This is a genomic window from Polyangium mundeleinium, assembly GCF_028369105.1.
GTDB classification, from domain to species: domain Bacteria; phylum Myxococcota_A; class Polyangia; order Polyangiales; family Polyangiaceae; genus Polyangium; species Polyangium mundeleinium.
In genome coordinates this window covers 7,934,124-7,957,176 of the sequence record NZ_JAQNDO010000001.1, presented here as the reverse complement: position 1 = coordinate 7,957,176, position 23,053 = coordinate 7,934,124, and the positions used below count along the sequence as shown (strand labels likewise).

At 69.7% G+C, this 23,053-nt stretch carries 23 protein-coding genes; 10 read left to right on the top strand and 13 right to left on the bottom strand.

The genetic code is table 11. The features are described from left to right. Window positions 1-17: 17 nt before the first annotated feature. From POL67_RS31680 to POL67_RS31640, 9 genes are all read right to left on the bottom strand, one after another. Entirely contained in the window at window positions 18-359 is a 342-nt protein-coding gene (locus tag POL67_RS31680) for a hypothetical protein (RefSeq protein ID WP_271923928.1), read from the bottom strand. 38 nt (window positions 360-397) lie between these two features. After that, window positions 398-2,284: an RNA polymerase sigma factor RpoD gene (gene rpoD, locus POL67_RS31675; protein ID WP_271923926.1), complete on the bottom strand. Its 1,887-nt coding sequence runs from the start codon at window positions 2,282-2,284 to the stop codon at window positions 398-400. A 108-nt stretch (window positions 2,285-2,392) separates the two neighbouring features. Continuing rightward, a complete protein-coding gene (gene dnaG, locus POL67_RS31670; RefSeq protein ID WP_271923924.1) occupies window positions 2,393-4,318 on the bottom strand; it encodes a DNA primase in 1,926 nt (641 codons plus the stop codon). Between the two features lie 115 nt (window positions 4,319-4,433). Then, window positions 4,434-4,988, bottom strand: coding sequence for an ATP synthase F1 subunit epsilon (gene atpC, locus POL67_RS31665; protein WP_271923921.1), 555 nt, complete (start codon window positions 4,986-4,988; stop codon window positions 4,434-4,436). A 2-nt stretch (window positions 4,989-4,990) separates the two neighbouring features. Beyond that, entirely contained in the window at window positions 4,991-6,418 is a 1,428-nt protein-coding gene (gene atpD, locus POL67_RS31660; protein WP_271923918.1) for a F0F1 ATP synthase subunit beta, read from the bottom strand. 104 nt (window positions 6,419-6,522) lie between these two features. Then, window positions 6,523-7,347 carry a 16S rRNA (adenine(1518)-N(6)/adenine(1519)-N(6))-dimethyltransferase RsmA gene (rsmA, locus tag POL67_RS31655; RefSeq protein ID WP_271923916.1) on the bottom strand — a complete coding sequence of 275 codons (825 nt, stop codon included), beginning with the start codon at window positions 7,345-7,347 and terminating at the stop codon, window positions 6,523-6,525. A gap of 68 nt (window positions 7,348-7,415) precedes the next feature. Further along, a complete protein-coding gene (locus tag POL67_RS31650; protein WP_271923914.1) occupies window positions 7,416-9,068 on the bottom strand; it encodes a DUF58 domain-containing protein in 1,653 nt (550 codons plus the stop codon). A 2-nt stretch (window positions 9,069-9,070) separates the two neighbouring features. Further along, window positions 9,071-10,042, bottom strand: coding sequence for an AAA family ATPase (locus POL67_RS31645; protein WP_271923912.1), 972 nt, complete (start codon window positions 10,040-10,042; stop codon window positions 9,071-9,073). Next, window positions 10,039-11,448: a DUF4350 domain-containing protein gene (locus tag POL67_RS31640; protein WP_271923911.1), complete on the bottom strand. Its 1,410-nt coding sequence runs from the start codon at window positions 11,446-11,448 to the stop codon at window positions 10,039-10,041. The genes POL67_RS31645 and POL67_RS31640 overlap by 4 nt, the downstream gene beginning before the upstream one ends. A gap of 777 nt (window positions 11,449-12,225) precedes the next feature. Between POL67_RS31640 and rpsP the strand changes: the two genes are divergently transcribed. The 9 genes from rpsP to POL67_RS31595 are packed head-to-tail and all read left to right on the top strand — an operon-like array spanning window position 12,226 to window position 18,513. Next, on the top strand, window positions 12,226-12,480 hold the full coding sequence (rpsP, locus tag POL67_RS31635; RefSeq protein WP_136930702.1) for a 30S ribosomal protein S16: 255 nt from the start codon (window positions 12,226-12,228) through the stop codon (window positions 12,478-12,480). A 6-nt stretch (window positions 12,481-12,486) separates the two neighbouring features. After that, window positions 12,487-12,747, top strand: a complete 261-nt coding sequence (locus POL67_RS31630; protein WP_153817914.1) for a KH domain-containing protein — start codon at window positions 12,487-12,489, stop codon at window positions 12,745-12,747. Further along, window positions 12,744-13,292 carry a ribosome maturation factor RimM gene (rimM, locus tag POL67_RS31625; RefSeq protein WP_271923906.1) on the top strand — a complete coding sequence of 183 codons (549 nt, stop codon included), beginning with the start codon at window positions 12,744-12,746 and terminating at the stop codon, window positions 13,290-13,292. Before POL67_RS31630 ends, rimM begins: the two co-directional genes overlap by 4 nt. Before the next feature lie 12 nt (window positions 13,293-13,304). Next, complete coding sequence (gene trmD, locus POL67_RS31620) at window positions 13,305-14,048, top strand: tRNA (guanosine(37)-N1)-methyltransferase TrmD (RefSeq protein WP_271923904.1); 744 nt, start codon at window positions 13,305-13,307, stop codon at window positions 14,046-14,048. Then, on the top strand, window positions 14,045-14,611 hold the full coding sequence (locus tag POL67_RS31615; protein WP_271923902.1) for an RNA methyltransferase: 567 nt from the start codon (window positions 14,045-14,047) through the stop codon (window positions 14,609-14,611). Before trmD ends, POL67_RS31615 begins: the two co-directional genes overlap by 4 nt. A gap of 40 nt (window positions 14,612-14,651) precedes the next feature. Continuing rightward, window positions 14,652-15,809, top strand: coding sequence for a tRNA epoxyqueuosine(34) reductase QueG (gene queG / locus POL67_RS31610; protein ID WP_271923899.1), 1,158 nt, complete (start codon window positions 14,652-14,654; stop codon window positions 15,807-15,809). Between the two features lie 17 nt (window positions 15,810-15,826). Continuing rightward, window positions 15,827-16,723: a lysophospholipid acyltransferase family protein gene (locus POL67_RS31605; protein ID WP_271923896.1), complete on the top strand. Its 897-nt coding sequence runs from the start codon at window positions 15,827-15,829 to the stop codon at window positions 16,721-16,723. Window positions 16,724-16,735: 12 nt separating this feature from the next. Then, window positions 16,736-17,467: a DUF72 domain-containing protein gene (locus POL67_RS31600; protein WP_271923894.1), complete on the top strand. Its 732-nt coding sequence runs from the start codon at window positions 16,736-16,738 to the stop codon at window positions 17,465-17,467. Beyond that, the gene (locus tag POL67_RS31595; RefSeq protein WP_271923892.1) at window positions 17,464-18,513 is read left to right on the top strand and encodes a hypothetical protein; all 1,050 of its coding nucleotides are present in this window, start codon (window positions 17,464-17,466) and stop codon (window positions 18,511-18,513) included. The genes POL67_RS31600 and POL67_RS31595 overlap by 4 nt, the downstream gene beginning before the upstream one ends. 166 nt (window positions 18,514-18,679) lie before the next feature. Here POL67_RS31595 and rpmB read toward each other — a convergent pair whose 3' ends face one another. The 3 genes from rpmB to POL67_RS31580 form a co-directional block, all read right to left on the bottom strand. Then, window positions 18,680-18,904 carry a 50S ribosomal protein L28 gene (gene rpmB / locus POL67_RS31590; RefSeq protein WP_271923890.1) on the bottom strand — a complete coding sequence of 75 codons (225 nt, stop codon included), beginning with the start codon at window positions 18,902-18,904 and terminating at the stop codon, window positions 18,680-18,682. Window positions 18,905-19,031: 127 nt separating this feature from the next. Continuing rightward, window positions 19,032-21,617, bottom strand: a complete 2,586-nt coding sequence (gene hrpB / locus POL67_RS31585) for an ATP-dependent helicase HrpB (protein ID WP_271923888.1) — start codon at window positions 21,615-21,617, stop codon at window positions 19,032-19,034. Window positions 21,618-21,631: 14 nt separating this feature from the next. Further along, window positions 21,632-21,949, bottom strand: a complete 318-nt coding sequence (locus POL67_RS31580) for a PH domain-containing protein (protein WP_271923886.1) — start codon at window positions 21,947-21,949, stop codon at window positions 21,632-21,634. Between the two features lie 156 nt (window positions 21,950-22,105). On the opposite strand from POL67_RS31580, the gene POL67_RS31575 reads away from it, so the two are divergent. Continuing rightward, window positions 22,106-22,477: a response regulator gene (locus POL67_RS31575; RefSeq protein WP_271923884.1), complete on the top strand. Its 372-nt coding sequence runs from the start codon at window positions 22,106-22,108 to the stop codon at window positions 22,475-22,477. A gap of 17 nt (window positions 22,478-22,494) precedes the next feature. On the opposite strand, the gene POL67_RS31570 is transcribed toward POL67_RS31575, so the two are convergent. Further along, entirely contained in the window at window positions 22,495-22,959 is a 465-nt protein-coding gene (locus POL67_RS31570) for a YbhB/YbcL family Raf kinase inhibitor-like protein (RefSeq protein ID WP_271923882.1), read from the bottom strand. Between the last annotated feature and the right edge of the window lie 94 nt (window positions 22,960-23,053).

Below are 23,053 nucleotides of genomic sequence, written 5' to 3'. Positions count from 1 at the left end.
CCGGCGCCCCACCGGGACTAGTGAGCGGGGATCGTCGCGCACGTTCGCACGTCGGCGAGCGTCTTCGCGTGGCTCAGGCAGGAGAACTCGCCGGACGCGCGGGGCTTGCCGAGGAGGTCGCGCTTGCAGTCCGTGACGAACGACTCTTCCAGCCGTTGCCCTTCGCTCTTCACGACGGCGACGGCCTTCTCTGCGGACGGGCTCGCTGCCTCGGGGAACTTCGCCTCGGCGGTCCAGAGCGCGTGCAGGTGCTCGCCCACGGCCTTGCAGTCGTCCTCGTTCACGTTGCGCGCGCAGCCCGCCTGCGCGAGCGCGAGCGCCAAAAAGACGAGGGGCGCTCCCCCCGCGAACCATCGCATCGGAGCACCCCTCGGTTTCATTCGTTCCCCCGTGACGACTAGCTGTCGATGAAGCTCTTGAGCTGCTTCGAGCGGCTCGGGTGCCGGAGCTTGCGCAGCGCCTTGGCCTCGATCTGCCGGATGCGCTCGCGCGTGACCTCGAAGTCCTGGCCGACCTCTTCGAGCGTGTGATCGCTCTTCTCGCCGATGCCGAAGCGCATGCGGAGGACTTTTTCCTCCCGAGGGGTGAGCGTCTTCAGCACCTTCCGGGTCTGCTCGGCGAGGTTCATGTTGATCACCGCCTCGGCCGGCGAGATCACGCTCTTGTCCTCGATGAAGTCGCCGAGATGCGAATCTTCCTCCTCGCCGATCGGGGTCTCGAGCGAGATGGGCTCCTTCGCGATCTTCAGGACCTTGCGAACCTTGTCGAGCGGCAGCTCCATCTTCTCGGCGATCTCCTCGGGGGTCGGCTCGCGGCCGTACTCCTGCACGAGGTAACGCGAGGTGCGGATGAGCTTGTTGATCGTCTCGATCATGTGGACCGGGATGCGGATGGTCCGGGCTTGATCGGCGATCGCGCGCGTGATGGCCTGCCGGATCCACCACGTCGCGTACGTCGAGAACTTGTAGCCGCGCTTGTACTCGAACTTGTCGACGGCCTTCATAAGGCCGATGTTCCCCTCCTGGATCAGGTCGAGGAACTGCAGGCCGCGGTTCGTGTACTTCTTCGCGATGGAGACGACGAGCCGGAGGTTCGCCTCGACGAGCTCGGCCTTCGCGCGCTCGGCCATGCGCTCGCCTTCGCGGATGCTCTCGTAGGTGCCGCGGATGGCCTCGACATCGATGTTGAGCTCTTCCTCGACCTTCTTGAGCCCCTTCTGCGCGTTCTTCAGGGTGGACTCGAGGTCGAGCAGGTCCTCGCGCGAGACGTTCAGCTTCTTCGCGAGCCGCGCCTCGGCGAGCTTGTTGCCCTTCACCTTCGCGAGCTCGCGGCGGAGCTCGGCCTTGCTCATGCCTGTGCGCTTCTCGATCTCGGTCGCGCCGGCCTCGGCCTTCTCCACCTTCGAGATGAGGCCCTTCAACTTCTGCACGATCTTGTCGATCGTCTTCTTGTTGAGGCGCATCTCCTCGAGCGTCGTCACGAGCTCGCCCGTGGTCAACACGACCTCGGCGTCGAGCTGCTTGCGACGGCCGTCGGTCTTGACCTCCTTGCGCTCTTCGAGCAGGTCGGCCTTCTTCTTGTCGAGGCGCTTGACCTTGTCGATGAGGCGGATGATGCGGCGATCAGCCTCCTCCTCGTCGAACTCCTGATCGTCGCTCTCCGCGTCCTTGATGAGCTCCTTGACGCGGATCTTGTGCTTCCGGAGCTTCTCGCCGAGGTCGATGATCTCGCGCACCGCGATCGGCGAGTCGAGGATCGCGGCGTTGACCGACTGCTCGCCCTGCTCGATGCGCTTGGCGATCTCGACCTCGCCCTCACGCGTGAGGAGCGAGACGCTCCCCATCTTGCGCAGGTACATCCGGACGGGATCGTTCGACTTCGAGTAGTAGTCGACGTCCTCTTCCTCGCGATCCTGCGTGACGACGAGCTTCTTGTCGCTCGCTTCTTCGTCCGCGATGCGCTTCGGCGCGATCTTCACCTGCGTCGCGCCGTCGACGATCTCGATGTCCTCGTCGCCGAGGGCGCCAACGACGTCGTCGAGCTGATCGGGAGAGACGTCCGCGGGCAGCGCGTCGTTCACCTCGTCATACGTGAGAAAGCCCTTCGTCTTGCCCGCATCGACGAGCTTCTCGAGCGCCTTGCGCGGATCCGACTTCCCCGCCCCATCCGGTGCCTGCGACTTCGTCCCGCGGTCCCCCCGAGCGCCCTGTGCGGCTCCGCCGCCACTTTTCCCCGCGCCCGATCCGCTTGCCCGACCCGCAGACTGCTTGGCCTTGCTCGCCATCCCATTCGCTCCACCGGGCCCACGTCGGGCCACGTGCTTCAAGGAACCACACCGAGAAAAAAACGTTCGTCACGCTCGCGCGGACTCATGCGCGCGCAAAAAAGCACGTCAGCCGAGCCCCAACTTGGCCTTTGCCTGACGCACCGCCTCACGAAGCAGCGCCGCTTCGCGCTCCACATCCCCCAGCGGCGCGACTCGTTGAAGCTCGTCCACTGTCGCGGCTTTCTCGCGTGACAAGCTCAAGCGTCTCAACTTCCCTGCGTTCTTTAAGAGCTCTTCCCTCGCCACATCGGCCGTCTCGAAGACGGGCGACGCGAGCCGTCCAGCCGCGAATGCTTGGATCGACGCCGGGATGTGCGCAAGAAATTCGTCGGGAATAAGTTGCGTTTCCGTTCCGAGACACTGACGCAACGCGCCAGCGGCCAATGCGAGATCGCCATCCAGCACGTCGAGTGCCTCCATCACTTCAGGGTCGTCGAGCAGAACGGGATGGTCGAGAAGTGCACCCAGGATGTACTCCCCCATCTCTTGGACCTGGGAACGCGAACGCGCTCGGTGACCAGGCACAGTGGTCTCGGCCGCGCGTAGCTCCATGGGGTGTTGCGCGTCGTACCTCGTCGCCTGTTCGAGGAGCTGTTCGACTTGACGCAGATCGGCCGGCGCCGTGCCGCCCACGATGAGCTTCGACGACAGCCGATCGGCGTACGTCTTCAGCATGAGGCGCTTCACGGGGTCCTTTTGCTCCCCGAGGAGGTTTGCCACCGCACGCATGCGCGCGAGTTTGCCGTCGGTCGTGGCGTCGTTGAAGGAGTCGTTCTGGAGCGCGTCCTCGATGAGGTGCTCGTAGAGCTCCTTCGCGCTCTTGAGGACGCTCTTCAGCGCCTCGGGGCCCTTGGTTCGTACGAGCTCGTCGGGATCGAGCTTCGCGGGGAGCGTCGCCGCGCGCCCTTCGAGGCCGCCCTCGTGGACAGGGATGCGCGCAGCCCACGTGGCCTTGCGCCCGGCCGCGTCGCCGTCGAAGAGGACCGTCACGGTGGGCGCGAAGCGCTTGAGGAGCTTCGCCTGCGTCGTCGTGAACGCTGTGCCGAGCGGGGCGATGACGTTGCAGAGGCCGCGCGCGTGCAGACTGAGAACATCGAAATTGCCTTCGACGAGGGTCGCCTGGCCCTCTTGCCGGATCGCGTGCCGCGCCTGGTGCAGCCCGAAGAGGTGCTCGCCCTTCGTGTAGATCGGCGACTCGGGGCTGTTCATGTACTTCGCTGGCGACTCGCCCGCCGTCGATGGTTGGAGCCCCAAGCGTCGCATCTCGTCGGGCGTGGGCTCGGCGAGGCTCCGGCCGCTGAAGGCAATCACGCGGCCCTGCACGTCGGTCACCGCGAACATGAGGCGATGCCGGAACCGATCGTAAAACCCCGAGCCCGAGCCGCGCGCGACGAGCAGGCCCACCTTCTCGGCGACGATCGGCGAGACACCCTGCCGCTTGAGGAAGCTCGCGAGCCCGTCCCAGGCCGGCGGCGCGTAGCCCACGCGAAACGCTTGCAGCGCGTCGGCCATGGGGCCCGTCGCCTCGTGCGTGTCGAGCCCGCGCCGCGCGAGCTCGGCGAGCGCGTAGTGCGCGAGCGGATGCGCGCTCGGACCGCGCATGCTCTGTTCGAAAAACGTCGCCGCGAGGTGGCTGACGGCATACAGGTCGTCACGCGCACGCCGCGCCGCGTTGGCCTCACGCCGCTCGGCCTCGGTCGCGGTCTCGATGATCTCCACGCCGCTGCGCTCGGCCAGCGCGCGCACCGCCTCGGCGAAGTTCATGCCCTCGACCTTCATGATGAAGTCGATGGCCGTGCCGCTCTCCTTGCAACCGAAGCAGTGGAAGATGCCGCGCTCCGGATTCACGTGGAAGCTCGGCGACTTCTCCTTGTGGAAGGGGCACAGCCCGACGAACGATCGACCGCGCCGGGTAAGACGAACGGTCTCGCCGATGAGCGACACGAGATCCGTGCGTTCCTTGACCCGCGCGATCGTGTCAGCGTGAATCATCGTCCTAAGGCATCAAGATAACGACAAACACGCCGATCGTCCCGAGCCCGTGTCTCGAAACGAATCGGCGTGTCCGTGGGATGCACGAGATGCGCCTCCGGGCGTGGAGGCGCTTTCAGGAATCGGGGAATGCGGAGCCCGGTTTCTTGTGATCCGTGAGGCTCTCGTCGGGCGTCTGGCCGTCGACCATCTCGTTGACGGGCGGCGCTTCGGCGTGCGCCGCGAGGAAGCGCGTGTCTTCACGCACGAGCGGCAGCGGCGGATCGCCGATCAGCTCGAGCTGCGTGGCGAGCCACTGCTCCTCCTCGATGAGCGAGCGGCGCTTCGGATCGGTGAGGTCGCCCTGCCAGTGGTCGAGCTCCGTGTCGACCTCCTTCAGGCGCAGGCGAACCCGGACGACGTCGACGTCGTCCTTGTGGACGTACTTCTCCGTGAGGAGCAGCGCCTTGTCGCCCACGACCTCGACGAACCCGTGCGCGACGGCGAGGCGATGCTCCTTGCCGGCCTCGTGGTACGTGACGAGGCCGGTGCGGAGCGCCGCGAGCAGCGGCAGGTGACCCGGCATCACGCCGAACTCACCCGCCACGCTCGGCGCGGTCACGTCCGTGACCTCCTTGCGCAGCGCGACGCCCGTGGGCGTCACGATCTCCAGCATGATGGTGTCGGCCATGATCAGGCTCGCTTGCCGCCCTCGGCTCGGGCCTTCACTTCGTCGATGCCGCCCGCCATGTAGAAGTCCTGCTCGGAGATATGATCGAGCTTGCCGTCGATGATCTCCTCGAAGCCCGAGATCGTGTCCTTCAGGCTCACGAGCTTGCCCTGACGGCCGGTGAACTGCGCGGCGACGAAGAACGGCTGCGAGAGGAACTGCTGGATCTTGCGGGCGCGCTGCACGACGAGCTTGTCGTCCTCGCTGAGCTCGTCCATGCCGAGGATCGCGATGATGTCCTGCAGATCCTTGTAGCGCTGCAGCGTCTGCTGCACGCGGCGCGCCACGGTGTAGTGCTTCTGGCCGACGATCTGCGGGTCGAGCATCGTCGAGTTCGAGTCGAGCGGATCGACGGCCGGGTAGATGCCGAGCTCGCTGATCGCGCGCGAGAGAACGGTCGTCGCGTCGAGGTGGGCGAAGGCCGTCGCGGGCGCGGGATCCGTGAGATCGTCGGCGGGGACGTAGATCGCCTGCACGCTGGTGACCGAGCCCTTCGTCGTCGACGTGATGCGCTCCTGGAGCGCGCCCATCTCCGTCGCGAGCGTGGGCTGGTAACCGACGGCGCTCGGAATGCGGCCGAGGAGCGCGGACACCTCGGAGCCGGCCTGCGTGAACCGGAAGATGTTGTCGACGAAGAGGAGCACGTCCTGGCCTTCCTCGTCGCGGAAGTACTCGGCGACCGTGAGCGCCGAGAGCGCGACGCGGGCGCGCGCGCCAGGCGGCTCGTTCATCTGGCCGTAGATCAGCGCGGCCTTCGAGATGACGGGCGCGCCGGACTCGAGCTTCGACTCGCTCATCTCGAGCAGGAGGTCGTTGCCCTCGCGCGTCCGCTCACCCACGCCCGCGAAGACGGACACGCCGCCGTGCGCCTTCGCGACGTTGTTGATGAGCTCCATGATGAGCACGGTCTTGCCGACGCCGGCGCCGCCGAACAGGCCGATCTTGCCGCCCTTGCGGTAGGGGGCGAGCAGGTCGATGACCTTGATGCCCGTCTCGAAGATCTCGACCTTCGTCGACTGGTCGACGAACTTCGGCGGATCCTTGTGGATGGGCGCGAACTTCTCCGCGTTCACGGGCCCCGCCTCGTCCACGGGCGCGCCAACGACGTTCAGGATGCGTCCGAGACAAGCGTTGCCGACCGGCATCATGATCGGCTTGCCCGTGTCACGGACTTCCATGCCCCGCACGAGGCCGTCCGTCGTGTCCATCGCGACGGCGCGCACGGTCGACTCACCGAGGTGCTGCGCCACCTCGAGCGTCAGGTTGTCGCTCTCCCCGGAGATGCTGGGGTTCGACAACTTGAGCGCATTCAAAATCCTCGGAAGCTGGCCCGCCGGAAAGTCGACGTCGACGACGGGGCCGATGACCTGGGTAATCTTTCCAACCGACATGGGGCGGGGCTCCTCCAGCAAATCGCCATGACGACGAATGCGCGCGGCCACTACCACGGCCATCGTGGACTGTCGAGGGGTCCGGAGCGGATGAACAGGGGCTTCTAGCCCTTCATCGCCGCAATCCGGGCGAAATCCTCGACGGCCAGCGTTTCACCACGCACGTCGAGCGAGATCCCGGCCTCCCGGGCGCGCGCTTCGAGGTCGTCCTTGGACCAACCATAGAGCCCGCGCCAGGCGTTTCGCAGGGTCTTTCGCCGCGCGCCAAACGCCGCACGGACGGCCGCGCGAAACGCTTCGGTCTCCGCGGCACGTGGCGGCCTGTGCGGCGCGAGGACGACCACTGCAGAGTCGACGTCCGGGCGCGGGTAAAACGCGCCGCCGCGCACAGTGAGCAAGCGCTTCACGTCGAACGCGGCCTGCATGAAGACCGAGAGCGCGCCGTAGGTCTTCGATCCAGGAGGCGCGACGAGCCGATCGGCGACCTCGGCCTGCACCATGAACACCGCGCGATCGATGCGATCGGCAAATCCGGTCGCTCGCTCCAGGAGCGCGCCGGTGATCTGATAGGGGAGGTTGCCCGCGAGCACGTGCGGGCGTGGGCCGACGAGCTCGGCCGCCCAGTCGACAGCGAGCGCGTCGGCTTCGAGGATCGAGACGCGCCCTTCGGCGATCGGCGCTTCGAGTTCGGCCGAGAGGAGTGGGACGAGATCACGATCGCGCTCGATCGCCACGATCTTCGCGGCGCGTTCGAGCAAGGGGCGCGTGAGCGCGCCGAGGCCCGGCCCGATCTCGAGCACGGTGCCGCCCGGCGGCGTGGTTGCAGCCTCGGCGATCGCGCGGGACGCGGAGACGTCGACCAGGAAATTCTGGCCGAACCTCTTCTTGGGCGAGAGGCCGCGCGAGCGGAGGCGTTCGGCGATCGACATGGCAGGCTCGTGATCTCGGGAGACGTTCGTTGATGTTCCAACCGATGCGCGGAGGGGCGACGTACCGATCAAGTCGCCTTCGGGTCCGCTGCGTCGGGGCGCTTCGTCGTCGTGGCGCGGATCTTCGTGACGCGCACGCCGAGGCGACGGAGCACGGCCTCGCTGCGGCTGACAGCGACACGCGTGCGGACGAGCACGGCCTCGGCGGCGACCCCAGCAGCTTCCTCCCAGGCGACGCGGCGCGCCCCGTCCGCGACCTCCTCCGAGGGCGAGCCGTCTGCGCGCGTCGGCGCATCCCAGGGCGGGAGCAGGCCCGGATCGAACTGCGGCATCGACCAGGTGATCGACGCCGAGTGACGCCCGAGGCGGCGCAGCGCGTCCATGACGGGTTTTTCCTGGGCGACCTCGGAGGGCGCGGGCGCGACGACGTGCACGACGCTCGGCTTGGGCTTGCTCTTGACGATCTGCGCGAGGACCTCGGCGAGCATGAAGCCGGACTCGTGGCGCTCGGCCTCGCCGCGTGGGGGAGACTCGATGCCGTAGGCGGCGAGGTAGCGACGGAGCGTTCGCTCGCGGGGGCTCCGGCCCTCGGGCGAAGGCGGCGCGAAGGGCGCGCGGGGACGAACCGCGTCGGCGCGCGACGCGAGCCTGTCGAGATCGCCGCGGCGCAGATCGGACAAACCGCGCGCGTCGAGTGGTCTCAGGTGTTCGAGGACCCGGACGGCCACGTCGGCCTCGTCGAGATCGCTGCGCGAGGCGTCGTGCGTGCCCGTCGCCGAGACGAGCAGGTGCGCGAGCTTCTGTCCGTGCGCGGGCCCCTGGTCGGGCAGGACGAACGCGCGCACGGTCGAGGCGTAGACCGCGAGGCCCACGCGATCGCCGCGCGAGAGGTACCGCGTGCAGATCGATGCAGCCTCGTCGATCGCGAGATCAAGCGGGGCGCGGCCGAGCGGGCCGGCCCAGAGCTCGACCGAGGCGTCGAGCACGACCCACACGACGTCCCGCTCTTCCCGCTCGAACTCACGCACGAGCAGGACCCCGCGCCGCGCGCTCGCCTTCCACGCGATGCGCCGGAACGGATCGCCTGGCAGATGCTCGCGCAGCTCGCGCAGATCGCTGCCTTCGCCGCGGGCGCGGCCGGGCCGACCGCTCGACGCGAGGAGCTTGCTGCGACCGCCGCGCGGGGAGGGGAGCCACGCTGCGAAGGGGCGTGGCAGAACCTCGACGCCGAAGGGGTTCGCGAAGGTGAGAGGCACCTCGAAGAGTCCAGGCGCGCCGTGCACCTCGAGCGCGAGGCCGTGCACGCCGTGTTGTCCTACGCGCGGCGCGTGCACCGAGACCTTCACCTTGAGCCGCCCAGAGGCCATCACCTCTCCTGCGGAGGGCTCGATCGTGATCTGGAGCTGCGACGACGCGATCGGCCGGAGGCGCACGTACCGCGCAGCGAGCGTGTCGCGGTTCCGTACTTCGGCTTCGATCTCGATCGTGCTGCCGCGGCCCGTGCGTACGACACGGCGTGGTCCGCTCCAGAGCATCTCGAAGCCGGCGGCGCGGATGCGCGAGACGGAGACGAGCGTGACCGCGCGGGCGAGCGCCATCGCGAGCAGCATCGCTCCTCCCCAGCCGACGATGGCCGGCTCGCGCGCGACGAGGCCGACGCCCGCGACCGAGATCGCGGCGATGCTGAGGTGCGCCGCCGTGCGCGTGGGAAAGAGCTGCATCGTTAGACCGGCCGCACCGCGCGCCGGTAGGCCACGCGCTGCACGGCGTCCTCCACGACCGCGTCCCGTGCGCGCGCGTCGCCTTCGGCCTCGGGCACGAGCACGAGCCTGTGCGAGAGGACCGACGTCGCGACACCGCGCACGTCGTCCGGCGTGACGAACGGCCGACCTGCGATCACGGCCGCGCTCTTCGCGGCCTGCACGAGCCCGAGCGTCGCGCGCGGCGAAGCGCCGAGCAGCACGCGCGCATGCGAGCGAGTGAACGTCGTCAGGCCGACGGCGTACTCGTAGATATCGTCCTCCACGTGGATCCGCCGCGCGATGCTTTGGAGCGAGAGCAGCTCCTCCACACTGAGCACAGAGCGCGCGCGCGGCGGCTCGGCGTTGTGTGCGCGGAGCATCGCCACCTCGTCCTTCGCGTTCGGGTAGCCGATGGCGACGCGCACGAGGAACCGATCGATCTGCGCCTCGGGCAGCGGGTACGTCCCTTCGAGATCGATCGGGTTCTGCGTCGCGAGCACCATGAACGGCGCGGGCAGCTCGAACCGATCGCCCTCGATCGTCACCTGCCGCTCCTGCATCGCTTCGAGCAGCGCGGACTGCGTCTTCGCGGGCGCGCGGTTGATCTCGTCGGCGAGCACGACGTTCGCGAAGATCGGACCCGGCCGGAGCGAGAACGTGCCCTCCTTCGGCGAGAGCACGTACGTACCGGTGATGTCGGCGGGCAGGAGATCCGGCGTGAACTGGATGCGCCGCACCGAGGCGCCGAGCGCCGACGCGTACGCCTTCACGAGCGTCGTCTTGGCGACGCCGGGCACGCCCTCGAGGAGCACGTGGCCCTGCGCGAGCAGCGCGGTGAGCATGAGATCCACGGTGCGCGAGGGACCGATGTAGACGCGCGTGATCTCCCGGCGGAGCGCGTCCAGCCGCTCTTTGGCGGCGGCGATCTCCTCGATGGCGACGGCCTGGGTCAAGTGGCGCTCTCCTCTGCGGGTGCGGGCGGGCTCGGGGTTCGTGAGGGGTTGCTCGTCGGGCTCGTTCCCGCCGGGCGATCGGAAGTCTTCTCTTGGTTCGCGCCGCCGTGGCCGAGTGGCTCTGGGGTGATCGCGCCCGCCCTGGCGAGCACGTCCCTCACGACGGCGGCGGCGTTCCGCAGCGCCGCGCGGGGCACGCGCACCGGCCGGCCCGCGACGACGGAGGCTTCGGCTTTTTGCATCACGGCGAGGACATCTTTCAAGGCCGAGCGGCCACGCTCGTCAAGGCCTCCCGCGCGCTCGGCCGCAGAAATCACCGCGTCTGCCGACGGATCGAGGGGCGCGCCGAGCTTGTGCGAGAGAGCCTCGACGAGCGCGCTTTTCAGCTCGAGCAGGAGCAGCCCCGGTGGCGACGACGGCGCCGAGAGCAAGGCGAAGCGCCCGGCCACGCCTCCCTGCGCCACGAGCGGCACGGGTCGCGCGAAGCGTGGATGCGGGCTCTTGTACGGCCGCCCCGCGGCCCGCGCGACCCACGCGGCCACGCCGACCACCGCGAGCAGCGCGAGCACCCAATGCGCCCAGCTCGGCAGCCCGTTCTGACGCGCCTCCGCGAGGGCGTCGCCGATCGATCGGAGCTGGCCCTCGATGTCCTTGCGCAGCGTCGACTTGCCGCCGAACGAGCCTTCCTCGGAGAAGCGGTTGGCGACGATGAAGAGCCTGCCGCCATGCCGTTCGCCGCCGTCCTCGTCGACGAGGTAGTGCGCGAGGCCCACGGCGAACGAGCGGTTGCCGGGGTAGCGCAGCATCTGGTTGATGAGGCCCGAGGGATCGCTCAGCGCGAAGAGCCGGCCCTTGCCGACCTGGCCCGCGACCGCGACGATCGTCGGGGGCTCGCCGACGGCGCGCACCTCGAGCACGGGCGAGAGGTTCGGGTGGCGGAGCCCCGTCGCGTGGTTCGTGACGAACTGCTGCACGTTTGCGACGACCGGGTGCGGGCCGGTGAGTTGCCCCTTGTCGCCCGTGAGCACGGGCTCGGCGATCGCGAGCTGCGGGTTGTTGCGCAGCGCTGCCACAGGGCGTGAGGGCAGAACGGTCCGCTCGATGTGGAAGCGCCGCAGCGTCTCCTCGCCGCGGCCGTAGTCGTCCACGATCGCCAGGCGCCCGCCGGCCTTCATGAAGGCGGCCGTTTCTTCGGGATCCATGCTCTGGAGCGGGTGCAGGACGAGCACACCGTCGTTCGGCGTGACCTCGTTCCAGTCGAGCACGGCGACGGCCTTGACACGTCCGTCGCCGAGCTCGTTCACCGCGAGCCCGAAGAGCTCCGAGCAGCCCTCCCACGTCGTGTCCGCGACGTCGAACGCGGCGGCGCGTGCGTCCACAGAGGCGAGCCCGATGCCGAGCGCCACGCAGATCACGAGGGAACGGCGTGCCTGCTTCGCCGCGCCCCGCGTTCGCGCCTGGGGCTTCGGCGACGAGGACGAAGCCCGAGAGGGCTGCGTTGCTTGGCGCTCTTGCTCCGGCGATCTCACGCCATCCTGCGTCATAGAGGCGGCGAGCATATCACCGTCGTCCCGGGCGATAAGCTTGACCCCGTTACTCTCATTGCTAGATTCGACTCGTGAACGGGCCCATTCTTGCTAGGCACGTTCATCCGAGCGACGCCACAGACGCGGTGCGGAGGAGTCCGGATGCTACCTCCTTTCATCATCGAACAAATCCGACAACGGGAAGAGAGGGAGCGCCAGCAGCGTGAGGAGAACCGACCGCGCCTGGAACTTCCGCTCGAGCGGTACCCGGCTCCGCGTCGCCCTGGAAGCGGGCCGAAGGAGCCTCATGAGGATGAAGACGACCCGAATCGTGGCGTGATCATCCTCGAGAACGGCTGATTTCCCGTCTGTCCCCGTCGCCGAGCGGATTCCCGCACGGCGCTTCTTTCTTCGTTTCACTCCAACCCCATGTTTTTCGCGGCCGCGGGGTGCGTCCGGGCCGCAAGCTCACGAGAAGTCCAGGCGAGGATCGGACGGGACAAATTTTGCGTCTTGTTCGGCCTTGACCGGTGGGGGGGTTCTGCCTACCCTTCGCCCCCCGTTCCCCTGGCGTGGTGCGCCGGGGGATCGCGAATGCGAGCGGGTCATGCCCGCACCCGGCAAGCGCCGGATCTCCAAGAAGACCGAGGTTCACCGATGGCCGTTCATATCCGCCTCGCCCGGGCGGGCACGAAGAAGACCCCGTTCTACCGTATCGTCGTCGCCGACCAGCGCGCTGCCCGCGGAGGCCGGTTCATCGAACGTTTGGGCACGTACGACCCGCGCCGCAACGAGATCCGCCTGGACACGGCGCGCGTGAAGCACTGGCGCGACGTCGGTGCCCAGCCCTCGCACACGGTCGAGCTTCTGCTGAAGCGCCCTGACGTCGTCGCGGCGACGGTGGCGAAGTAACGAGGCATGGCGCCGTCTCCTGCGTCCTCCACCATGCTGCTGGATCTCGTCGCGCTCATCGCGCGGTCGCTCGTGGATCAACCCGAGAAAGTGACCGTCCGCGAGGTCACGGGCGACAGGTTCCCGCGCATCGAGCTCAGCGTGGCGCGTGAGGACATCGGCAAAGTGATCGGCAAGGATGGCCGCACCGCGCAGTCGATCCGCGCGCTCCTCAACGCGGCCGCCAGCAAGGCGGGCCTCCGGGCCCACCTCGACATCCTGGATTGATCCCGCGTAAACGCGCCACGACCGAGGCCGATGCCCCGCGACGGTTTGTCGCCGTCGCGGAGATCGCGCGCTCCCACGGGATCCAGGGCGAGGTGCGCCTCAAGGTCTACCACGAGGGCTCGGATCTCCTCGGGCACCGGCCGACGCTCAAGCTGCGATTCCCCGACGGCGCAGAGCGCACGGCCGATATCACGTCGATCCGAAGCGCGAACAAGGCGGTGCTCGCGCGGCTCGCGGGCGTCGCCGATCGGGACGCCGCCGACGCGCTGCGCGGGGCCATCCTGCTCGTGCCGAGGGACGAGTTCCCGCAGCTCGAAGAGGGCGAGTTCTACGCGTGCGACATCGAAGGCGCGCGCGCAGAGCTCGGCTCCGGCGAGGTCGTGGGGCGTGTCCTCGCGCTGGCCTCGTATCCGAGCTGCGAGGTGCTCGTCGTCGAACGCGCGGACGGCACGAAGATCGAGGTCCCACTGCTCGACGACTTCGTCGCGTCCGTGGACACCGACGCCGGGGTCGTCCGGCTCGTCACGATCGACGGCCTCACCTGACGAGGCGCGCGCATGCGTGTCGACATCGTCACCCTCTTCCCCGAGATGTTCGAGCCATTCCTGTCGACGGGGATGGTCGGCCGCGCGGCGCGCGCAGGCGCGCTCGACGTGCGTTGCGCGAACCTGCGCGAGCACGGGCTCGGTCGCCATCGCAGCGTCGACGACACGCCGTATGGCGGCGGGTCCGGCATGGTGATCCGCGTCGATGTCGTGGTCGGCTGCATCGAGGCCGTCGAGGCGCGGACACGTGAGGGACGCGAAGGCGCGGATGCGGAACGCTCGCACCGCGTGCTGCTCTCTCCGCAAGGAAGCGTGCTCGACCAGCGCAAGGTCGAGGCGCTCGCTTCGCTGCCGTGGATCACGCTCGTGTGTGGTCGGTACGAGGGCTTCGATGATCGGGTGCACGCGTTCATCGACGAGGAGATCTCGCTCGGTGACTTCGTGCTCGCGGGCGGCGAGGTGGCGGCGATGGCGATCGTCGACGCGTGCTCGCGTCTTTTGCCCGGCGTGCTCGGCAGCGCCGACTCGGCGATGCACGAGTCGCACAGCCCCGCGATGGACGGGCTGCTCGAATACCCTCACTACACGCGGCCCGAGGAGTTCCGAGGGATGAAGGTGCCCGAGGTGTTGAAAGGCGGTAACCACGCGGCGATCTCGGCCTTTCGGCGCGAGCAGGCCGAGGCGCGCACGGCGGCGCGCAGGCCCGAGCTCCTGGAGCGAGCGAAGCGTCTTCGCGCCGAGCGAGGTTCGTCGTGACGAAGGTCGCGCTCGCGCTGGTTCACCACCCCGTGCTCGATCGCGCCGGGGAGATCGTGACGACCGCGATCACGAACCTGGACCTCCACGACATGGCGCGGAGCGCGCGCACGTTCGGTGTGCTCGAGCTTCACGTCGTGCATCCGGTCGCGGCGCAGCGGCTGCTCGCCGAGCGCATCCGTGATCACTGGGTCCACGGCTCGGGCAAGAAGCGCATCCCGGATCGCGCGGACGCGCTCGACGTCCTGCGGATCGTGCCGAGCCTGGAGGACGTTTACACGTCGCTCGCGCCGGGCGTGGGGCGCGCGGGGATCGAGCTCTGGACGACGGCGGCGTCGGCGAAGCGCGGCCCCGTGACGAACTACCCCGACGCGCGTGCGCGCCTCTCGCAAACGGACAAACCCGTGCTCATCACGTTCGGGACGGGGTGGGGCCTCGCGGGTGAGCTCGTCGCGTCGGCCGACGTTCGCCTCGCGCCGATCCATGCGGCGAAGGACACGGGCTACAATCACCTGAGCGTGCGCGCGGCGTGCGCGATCGTGCTCGATCGGCTGTTCGGGTAGCTCGATCGCTGCGCGGGCGGGGCGCAGGGAGGCAACACGGATGTCCGCGAGCGACGTCGATCAGCGGGTCCGGGAGCGCGCGTTCGAACTCGGCTTCGACGTGGTGGGCGTGGCGCGCGCCGACGAGCCGCTCGACGTCGAGCACGGTCGCTACCGCGCGTTCATCGAGGCCGGGATGCACGGCACGATGCGGTACCTCGAGGAGCACGTCGAGGAGCGGCGGAGGCTCGACACGGAGGCGATCCTCCCGGGCGCGCGGAGCGTCGTGTGCGTGGGTCGCCGGTACGCCCGCTCGGCCGAGGCCGAGTCGCACGATCCCGAGGTCGCGCGCGGGATCGCCCGTTACGCGCGCGGGCAGGACTATCACCTCTTTCTTCGCAAGAAGCTGCGCCGGCTCGCCGACTTCATCCGCGGCCTCGGGCCTGGCATCGACGCGCGACCGCTCTGCGACATCGAGCCGCTGATGGAGCGCGCGTGGGCGGCGCGCGCCGGGCTCGGGTTCGTGGGGAAAAACGGACTCGTGATCGTCCCGGGGCAGGGGAGCTTCGTCATGCTCGGCGAGGTCGTCACGACACTCGTGCTCACGCCGGGCGTGCCGATGCACGAGCGCTGCGGAGCGTGCACGCGTTGCCTCGATGCCTGCCCGACGGGCGCGTTCCCCAAGCCGTTCGTGCTCGATGCGCGGCGGTGCATCTCGTACCTCACGATCGAGCAGTACGAGGCGCCGCCCGAGGAGCTGCGCGCGGCGATCGGCGAGCACCTCTTCGGTTGCGACGTCTGCCAGGAGGTTTGTCCTTACAACCGGACCGCGCCGCCGCCCGAGGCGCGCACGCAGCAGTTCCAGCCGCTGCCGCGCTGGTCCGAGATGCGGCTCTCGGATCTCGCGTCGATCGAGGAGGAAGCGTTTCCCGAAACGATCCAGGGGACGCCGCTGCGGCGTGCGCGGCGCGGAGGGCTCGCGCGGAACGCGGCGATCGTCGCGGCGAACCGACTTGCGCGAGATCCCGAGGGGCCGAGCGCCGAGGACGACGTGCGGACGCTGGAGCAGGCCGCGGCGCACGACGACGCGGCGGCGCGCGAGGTCGGGGTGTGGGGGCTTTTGCGGATCGGGAAGACGGTCTCCCGGGAGCCTGGATCCAGCGGCCATGACGAGGACATCGTCGATCCCGACGCGCCGCCCTTTGCGCCGCGCCGTTGAGCCGCTACGGGGGCCCCGTGGGGATCGGAGACGACCTCGGCAAGCTGCTCGACGATCTGCGCCGGCACGACTCGGTGCTCTGGCGCCGCGCGCTCGACGCAGGCGTGACACACGGCCCGCGCCCCTTCGTGCGGTACGCGCCGCCGCTCATCGGCCTCGCCTTCGGGATCGGTCTCGGGCGACAGCGGCGCGCGGTCCGGAAGAACCTAAGGCGCGCGCTCGGGCCGCGGAACGTGCTCGTCGAGAACGTCGACGTCGCGCGGGTCTTCGCGAGCTTCGCGAGCTGCTTGACGGAGGCGTTCCTCGTGGGGCGCGATCGACCCGAGCGCCTCGTCGGGCTTTGCGCGTCGGACGAGAACTACGTGCGCGCGGCGAGCGCAGGGCGCGGCGTGATCATCGCGACGGCGCACACGGGCGGCTGGCAAGCCGCGGGCCCGATCCTGCGCAGCGTGCATACGGCCGACGTCGTCGTCGTGATGGCGCACGAGCGCGATGAGCGCGCCGAGGCGCTGACGGACGACGCGCGCGACAAGGCCGGTGTGCGGATCGTACACGTGGGGACGAGCCCGCTCGACGCGTTGCCTTTGCTCTCGCATCTCCGGCGCGGCGGTGTCGTGGCGGTCCAGATCGACAGGCTCCCGAAGGGCATGCGTGGGCGAGAGGTCACGCTCTTCGACGAGCCTTTCGTCGTCCCTGAGGGCCCGCTCTCGCTCGCCGCCTTGAGCGGGGCGCCGATCGTGCCCGTCTTCACGCGGCGGCTGGGTTACATGCGCTACGAGGTGCGGAGCTGTCCGTCGATCTCGCTGCCGCGCCGGCCCAGCGAGGACGAGCTCTCCCTCGCCGCGCGCCGCATCGCCTCCGCGATGGAAAGCTTTTTGCGCGAGAACCCCACGCAGTGGTTCCACTTCGAGTAAAGAGACCCCGCCATGGCAAGACTCCACGTGGGCCTGCACGCCCTTCAGGGCGACATCAAGAAGTACAAGGAACAGCTCGATCTGGTGGAGATCCGCCCGGTCGACATGTCGCTGCCCGGCGCGCCCGGCCTGCGAAAGTGGCGGAAATCGGTGCCGCCCGCGTTCGTGTTCAGCGTGGTCTTGCCGCGCGTCGTGGCCGAGCTCGCCCCCGGCAAGGAGCTCGATGACGCGCTCGCCACCTCGATCGAGGTCGCGACGACGCTCGAAGCGCGGTGCATCGTGCTCTCGACGTCGACCGAGATCCGGCCGACCGCGGCGAACCGCAAGCGCATCGCCGCGCTCTTCGCGCGGATCCCGGGCGAAGGCACGCTCCGCTTCTGGGAGCCGCGTGGCATGTGGGAGCGTGAAGACGTGATCGACACGGCGCGGGCCGCGGGCGTGCTGCCCGTCTTCGACGCCGCGCGTGACGATCTGCCGCGCGGGTCCGTGGTCTACACGCGCCTCCGATCGCTCGGCGCGCAGACCATGCTCTCGGCCGCGGCGCTCGATCGTGTGGCGCGCAGGCTCGGCGAGCGTCGGGACATTTTCTTGGTGGTCGAAGGAACCCGCGGCGCCGCGATCCGCGCGAAGAGCACGCTCGTCGCCGCGCTCGCGCGATCGAGCCGCGCGCCGGAGGCGGGATCGATCGTGGCGCCGGTCGCGCCGATCGTGCGTCCGCTCATCGCGGAGGACGAGGAGCAGTGATCCGCGGCGCCCTCGCACTCGCGCGCTCGTCGACCACGCAGGGCCCGGCCCAGGCCGCGCTCGACGCCGGAGGCAGCGCGGCCGACGCGGTCATCGCCGGATTTTTCGCGCTCGCCGGTCAAGATGCCTCCGTCCTGCTTTCGCCCGTCGTGGCGATCGTCGCAGGCGGCGGCGCCGGGGCGCGTGTGATCGATGGACGCTCGCTGCAGCCTGGAAGAGGCGCAGCTCGTCCGCGCGGGTGGAAGACCGAAAAAGAGATCCCGCTCGGCGCGTACGTCGCCGTGCCGCGATCACTCGGGCTCATCGCGATCCTGCACGCGGCGCGCGGGCGATCGGGGCTCGGCGGTCTCGCGCGGGCCGGCGTCGCAGCGGCGGAGGCCGCGGGCGCCACGAAACGTGCGGCGCTGATCAAGCGCGTGGGGTCGGCAGGGCCGCTCGCGCTCGCCTCCGAGGAGGCGGTGAGCGCGCTCCTCGCGGCGGGTGGGCCCGTGGCGGGCGGCATCCTCACGGCTGAGGATCTGGAGAGCGCGATGCCCGAGGACGTGCCTGCCCGCACGACGTCGCTCGGGTCCGACGTGTCAGCGCTCAGCGTGCCCTGGGACGCGCCGCTCGGCCGGCTCCCGGTGGCGGACGCGATCCTCGCTTGTGACGGTCGAGGCCTGCTCGCGGCGCTCGTCTTCGTGCCGACGCGGCGGGAGCAGGGCGTGCTCGTGCCGGAGCTCGAGCTCGTGCTCGGCCGGCATGCGCAACCCGTGCGGCGCGGGGTCCCGCGGACGTCGCCGGGCGCGCCGCTCGACATGCCGGCGCCGCTCGCGATCGTGGGCAAGTCCGGGTTTTACGCGGCGGTGGCGTTGCTCGGGAAGGCGGGCGTCGACGTCGCGGCGCTGCGCCCCCTCGCCGAGGGGTGGCCGGCAGAGACGGCCGTCGCGGAGCTGCGAGAGAAGTCGGGCGCGCTCACGGCGATGGCCTTGCTGCGGGATGCGCGGGACGCGCGGTTCTTGGTCTCGACCGGGGACGGGACGGCGCGATCCGCCGACGAATCCTGAGCCGCGGCGGGCCGACGAGCCGCTCGTTCGCCCGCCGCTTGCCGCTCAAAACAACGTAGACAAAAAGCAGGCGCGCCCCCGAATGGAGGCGCGCTCTTCCGTGCCAGCGTTGCCTTCGTCTACACGCACACGCTCTGCACGGCGCGGCGACGAGCCCAGGCCGAGCCTAGAGCGCGACGCCGTACCGCTTCGCGTACGCGACGACGCCCACCTTGTCGATGGTGCGGATGTCGCGCGTCGTGAGGTTCAGCGTGACGTAGCGCTTGAGCTCCGGAACCCAGAGCCTGCGGGTCTGGATGTTCACGTTCTGCCAGCGCTTGGTCTTGATGTTCGAGTGGGAGACGTTCTGCGCCAGAAGCTTCCGTTTCCCAGTGATGTCGCTCTTCGCCATGACGTCCTCAGCAGGCATTTCGCGCGTTGCGCGCGGGACCCGTCGCTCGGGGCTGCGGAAAGTGGCGGAAGAGGCCGGGCATGTCAAGCACGAGTGGAGTCTTTCCATCTCGAACGTGCGCGCGGGCTCAGGACGGGCGCATTCCTTTCGGTAATGGCGGCGTCGCATGCCGGGGATCGTCCGGCCAGGCGTGTTTCGGGTAGCGGCGCCGGAGCTCGCGCGCGATGGCCGGGTAGTGCCGCTCCCAGAAGCCGGCGAGGTCGGTCGTCACCTGGACCGGGCGCTGGTTCGGCGCGCAGAGGTGGAGCACGACCGGCACCCGGCCCCGCGCCACGCGGGGGCCTTCCGCCAAACCAAAAAAGTCCTGCAGGCGCGAGGCCGCCGAGACCGTGCCGTCGGGGCCGTATTCGAGCCGCAGCCGTCGCCCGCCCGGGAGCTGCATCGTCTCGGGCGCCCACTCGGCCACGCGCCGTGCCTGCTCCGGGGTGAGGCGCTCGCCGAGGGCCGCGCCGAGATCGGCCTGCCGCAGCTCCGCAAAGCTCTGCCGGCCCACGCAGAGCGCGCGCAGCGTCTCCACGATCGCGGCCTCGTCGAACATAGGGAGGCCCGCCTCGGGGCAGTGCGTGCGGACGAACGCGACCCGCGCGAGCCATGTGTCGAGGCCGTCGCCGCGGATGAACGTGCGATAGCCGCGGGCGCACGCCGCCTCCGCGAGGGCCTGGCCGATGCGCTGGATCGACGCAGGATCGGTGGCCGCGACGCGTGCCTCCTCCAGCACGAGGCTCTCGTACGCGAGCCGCCGCGTGACCTCGACGCGCTCCTGCGCCGCGTTCCAGCGGACATCCGTGCTGTCGGTGATCGCGTCGGTGAACACGTCGAGGAGCCAGTCGGCTTCGACGGCGCTCGCCGCGCGCACGACGACGCGGCCCTTCGTGCCCTCCGTTCGTTCCTCGACGTCGACAGCGACCACGTACTCCTCGGCGCCGAGCACGCTCGACTCGGCGAGCACGGCCGAGCCGCCGGTGGCAAACACGATCTCGCGGCCGCTCCTGCCCGTCGCCGTCTCGGGTCTGCGCACGCGACCCACGCGATCGGGGTACCCCGCGAGCGTCGCGAGCAGCAGCGCTCGCTCGTGATCGGGCGCGCTTGCGGGCCGCGGGGCCTTGCGACGATCGACGAGACGCGCGAGCTGCTTTGCTGCGCGATCCACGGCGAAGACACGTGTCGGATCCAGGCCGAGCGCGCGGAGCCGATCCGGCGCATGCCCTTCGAGCTCGGCCATCTCCAGTTGATCGAGCGCGTGCAAGAGATCCGATCGGTGCTCCTCGACGCGCCCGCCGCCGCGTCGGTGCGACGCACCCGAGACGCTCACCTCGCGCTCGCCGAGCAGCGCCGCGAGCACGCACCCTTCCTCGGCGACGCCACGCGCCTCGGCCTCCACGATCAGCCGCGCCTGCCGAGGATGCGCCGGGAACCGGAGCATGCGCCGGCCGAGCGGCGTCACGCGGCGCGCCTCGTCGATCGCGCCGAGGCGCCGCAAGAGTTCTTCGGCCGCGGTGACGGCGGCGCGGGGCGGCGGATCCAGAAAGGGCAGCTCTTCGATCGGACCCACGCCCGAGGCGCAGAGCTCGAGCACCGTCTCGGCGAGATCCACGCGCAGGATCTCGGGCGCGTCGTGCTCGGGCCGCGCGAGAAGATCCCCCCGCGTGAAGAGACGCAACGTTCGGCCGGGTCGTGTCCTCCCCGCGCGGCCCGCGCGTTGCGCCGCCGAGGCCCGCGCGATCTTCGCGACCTTGAGCGTCGGCAGGCCCGACCACGGCGCATACGACGCGACCCGCGCAAGGCCGCTGTCGATCACCGCGACGACGCCGTCGATCGTCACGCTCGACTCGGCCACGTTCGTCGAGAGGATGACCTTGCGACGATCCGCCGGACGCACCGCGCGATCCTGCTCGGCCGGCGTGAGCATCCCGTGCAGCGGCAAGACGAGCAGGCGCTCGGCGTCCGCGATCGGCCGGAGCGCCTCGCCCGCGCGGCGGATCTCCGCGGCGCCCGGCAAGAACACGAGCACGTCGCCGTCGAGCCCCTCGCGCACGAGGCGACGCACCGCGGAGGCGACCTGCGCTTCGAGCGGCCGATCGTCCGCGCGTTCGAGGTGCTCGATCGCGACGTCGTACATCCGGCCCATGGACCGTACGATCGGCGCGTCGAGCCACGCCGCGATCGGATCCGCTTCGAGCGTCGCCGACATGACCACGAGCCCGAGATCCTTGCGACGCTCGCGCGTGAGGCGCGCGAGGAGCGCGAGCGAGACGTCCGCGTGCACGTGCCGCTCGTGGAACTCGTCGAGGACGACGACCGAGACGCCTTCGAGCGTCGGATCTCGCACGAGCCTGCGCGTGAGCACGCCCTCGGTGACGAAGCGGATGCGCGTCGCGGGGCTCGACACATCCTCGAAGCGCATCGTGCAGCCGACGGTCTCGCCGAGCTTCTGGCCCATCTCCTCGGCCACGCGCCTCGCCGCCATCCGCGCGGCGAGGCGCCTCGGTTCGAGCACCAAGATCTCCCCCGAACCCGCGAGCCCGGCCTCGAAGAGCGCGCGCGGCACGCGGGTCGTCTTGCCCGCGCCCGGCGGCGCCTCCAGGACGAGCCGGCGTCGCTCGGCGATGGCTGTGCAGATCTCGGGGAGCGACGGCTCGATCGGTAACGTCATCACGTGGTCCGCGGCTACCTCGTACGTTCACGCAGCAGGGTGAGCACGGCCTCGTGATCGGCCGGCGTGAGCGCGATCTTCACGAAGCCGCCCCGGTCGATCACGATGCATCGCTCCTTGCCAGGTCGCTCCACATCGAGGTGGAACCAGTACGGCGCCGGGCCCATGCCCCAAAGCCGCAGCTTGCCCGTGAGCCAGCCCATCGGCGTGTCGTCCACGCGGCGGATCTCGCTGTACGGGATCCGCTTGCTGCCGACGGGAAAGTAATATCGCTTGATGGTGAGCGCATCGTCGTCACACACGACGTGCGGGTCTTCGTACAGGACGGTCATGGGCGTGACGTTGGGGGCAGGTGACCCTGGAGACAATACCCCCGACTTGCGTTCGGGGGAGGGGGAGCGGCGATCCACGCGGCTCGATCTGGCCCGCACCCGGGTCTCGATGTAGAAGGGACGAACGGGCCCTTCGGGGCCGGAGCGAGTGAAATCATGCGAGTGCTCGTCTGCGAAGATCAGGACGCCATCCGCCGGATGATCGAGACACTGGTCGGTTCGAGCGGTCACGAGGTGGTGGGCGTCGCCACGGGCGCGAAGGCCGTGGAGCTCGCCTCGACCGAGCCGTTCGACATCCTGCTGCTCGACCTCATGCTCCCCGGCGCGCTCGACGGCTTCGAGGTCTGTGCGCGCCTGCGCGCGCTCGAGTCGACGAAGGAGCTGCCGATCTTCGTGATCAGCGCGATGGACGACCCCGAGTCCAAGGCGCGCGTGAAGAACGCCGGCGCGACCGCGTTTTACTCGAAGCCCTTCCGGCCGCTCGAGCTCCTGAATGACATCAGGGCCATCGCGGCCACGCGCAAATGACAGGGCAGAGCCGCTGATCAAGCGGCTTTTTCGTACGTGCCCACGAGATGCGCCTGTTCGAGCACGTGCCCTTCCATGGCGCGCTCGAGCTCGGCCTTCGTCGGCGTCCCGAGATCCGGCAGGATCACGTCGAGCGCATAGAGCTTGTGGAAATAACGGTGCCGCCCGATCGGCGGACACGGGCCGCCGTACACGTCGCGGCCCCAGTCGTTGTTCCCCGCCCGCGCGCTCGGAGGGAGCTCCGCGCCTGCGGAGAGGCCCGTCGTCGTGGGCGGTAGGTTGTAGACGACCCAGTGCACCCACGTCCGCTTCGGCGCGCGTGGATCCGGCGCGTCCGGATCGTCCACGATCAGCGCCAAGCTCTGCGTGCCCGGCGGGACCGACGCAAAGGTGAGCGGCGGGGATCGATCGTCGCCCTCGCAGGTGTGCTCCCGCGGGATCGGACCGTTCGGCGCGAACGCGGTGGACGTGATCGTCAGCATGCTCCCTCCCTCCGGCGCCCGGTTTTCGTTTCTGGCGCGGCGTAGAGAGCATCTGCGGCCCACCGCCCCTCCCTCCCATCCCCTGGTCGACGCT